The organism is Anaerostipes butyraticus (assembly GCF_016586355.1).
GTDB classification, from domain to species: Bacteria; Bacillota; Clostridia; order Lachnospirales; family Lachnospiraceae; genus Anaerostipes; species Anaerostipes butyraticus.
The window spans coordinates 1-2,179 of sequence record NZ_BLYI01000083.1; the positions used below are offsets into that span (position 1 = coordinate 1).

Annotated in this window: 1 protein-coding gene; it reads right to left on the reverse strand. The window is 42.5% G+C overall.

Annotation, left to right across the window (positions count from 1 at the left end; genetic code table 11):
* Nucleotides 1-163 precede the first annotated feature (163 nt).
* On the reverse strand, nucleotides 164-1,891 hold the full coding sequence (locus tag JMF81_RS16285) for an IS1634 family transposase (protein WP_201312477.1): 1,728 nt from the start codon (nucleotides 1,889-1,891) through the stop codon (nucleotides 164-166).
* Between the last annotated feature and the right edge of the window lie 288 nt (nucleotides 1,892-2,179).

A 2,179-nucleotide genomic window follows, 5' to 3' on the forward strand; every position in this document is an offset into this window, starting at 1 on the left:
TAAAAAAAGTAAAAGAAGTTTTGAAAAATCAAATTTCTTAGTTGACGAAACGCAAAAATATGGTATAATCCTGTCTTTGACAGTTGTTGGAAGGAAAAATCGCTGTATCCCTTGTATTTACTGGGCTACAGCGATTTTTGCCGTTGTTTCGGACTATAGTAATTTATTCCTTCCCCTTGCTTTTTTTCTGGATCGTTCTCATCTTACTCTTAGTCATGAATTGATAGTCTGTCCGAAAACCACAGGCCTCATGAAGGTCATCTGTGATCGTCTCCCGTTTATATAATGGGATGAATCCCTGTTCCTGTATCTTGGCAAAGTTCATGCCTTTCAGAGTCTCCAGCAGTTCCTCACAGGTATATTTCAGATCCAGCTTTTTCTCAAGATAACGGTAGATGGTCAATGCCAGGAAACAGATCAGGAAATGTGCCCTGATCCGGTTCTCTTCCCGTAAATAGACCGGCCTTGCAGAAAAATCTGTTTTCATGATCCGGAAGCATTCCTCGATCTGCCATCTGCCTTCGCTTACTTTCAGGATATCACCGACTTCATCATCCAAAAGATCTGTGCATACTGCATAGAGTCCGTCATACTGCGCCTCTTCCGCGATCTTATCCTCATCCAGATACTGTTTGATATCCGCGGCTTCCCCATCTTTTGTGACCGCCATCTTTCCAATGAAACGTGCCGGGTCATTCGGGTTCTTCTGGTTCCTTTTGGCCTTCCCGGAATCCAACATCTTTTGTGCTCGCTCCACCTGTTTGTCGCGGATGGATCTCTGATACGCGGCATACTTTGGGGAATAAGTTATGATCAGGCGCTGGTGCAGCTTTTTTGTGGTATACGGTTCATCCTTATAATAAAGTCCTTTGTCATCTTCCGGCAGTTTCGTGATATCGACAGGCTTGTCATCGGAGACCCGCTTAAATCCCTGCGGACTCAGTGCCCATTCTTTTTCTTCTTTCTTCAGCTTTTTGATCGACTGGGTCACGATATAAGCCCGCTCTCCCATATGATTGTATTCCCGGATGGATTCTGAAGCCAGTCCGGCATCGCTGCAGTAGATAAATTTCTGACAGCCGAAATCCCTGAGGATTTTCTTCTCCAACGGCTTCAGGGATGTCTGTTCGTTTGCATTTCCCGGGAAGAGAGAGAACGCAAGGGGGATCCCGTCCCCATCCATGAAAAGTCCCATCTGGATGATCGGATTCGGTCTGTGCTCTTTTCCTTTCCCGTACTTCTTACTGCCGTCTTCCTGTTCGATCTCGAAATAATAATTCGTGCAGTCGTAGTAAAGGATCTTATCATTCCTTTGTCCCAGGAAATGGCTGTTCTTATAGACTTCCGCCTGGATCATATCGCATTCAGCACCAAGGACATCCAATGCGCGGTATACATCATGGAGTTGATAGGAAGGCCTTTCCAGGAACTCTGATGCGACCTTATAGGAAGAACGTTTGCTGCAGGGCTCCAGGATCCTTGCATAGATCAGGTCGGAAAGGATTGCATTGATGTCATATTTAAACTTATATCTTTGTTTCAATTTCCGACAGATCTTCTGCATCTGCATCTGATAATAGATCGACTGGAGGAAAAGGTAGCCGCCCCGGTAAAAGACCTGTTTACCATAATCTAACTGCCTGTCTGCACGGAAAGTGAGTTTTATCTGTTTTTCTTCCTGTTCCTGCTTGTATTTTAAAGTTTCTAACCGTGCTTCCTCCCTGGCCCAGGCCATGACATCATCCCTTGTCGGACCGTGTTCTGGTAAAAGTTCTTTTAAAGTCCCCAGTTTCCTGACGATGACAGAAGTACTGACTCCTTTGTCATTGACATAGCCTTTTGAGATATAAAAAGATTCAGCGTTCTTGGATTTCGAGGTTACAACTCTCATAGAAAAATACCTCCTTTTATACATTTTACAATACATTGCAATAAAATACAATATATTAAAACAGAAAAATTGACATAAAAAATGCAGGTTTTATGCGGCCTGCAAGGTATTTTTCTATTATTCAACTGTCAAACTCCCGTATTCAAAGCTTCATTCATTAACTGCTTTTCGTCCATTGTCCTTTCTGATAAATACTAAAATTCGTATTTACTTTTCCTCTCATTAGTGTTTAGAATTATGATTAACTTTTAATTATAATAAGTGTATCACATATTTTCCTCGACTTCT

Excerpts from the sequence above, each read along its gene's own strand:
- JMF81_RS16285 (WP_201312477.1), bottom strand. The coding sequence starts at position 1,891 with ATGAGAGTTGTAACCTCGAAATCCAAGAACGCTGAATCTTTTTATATC.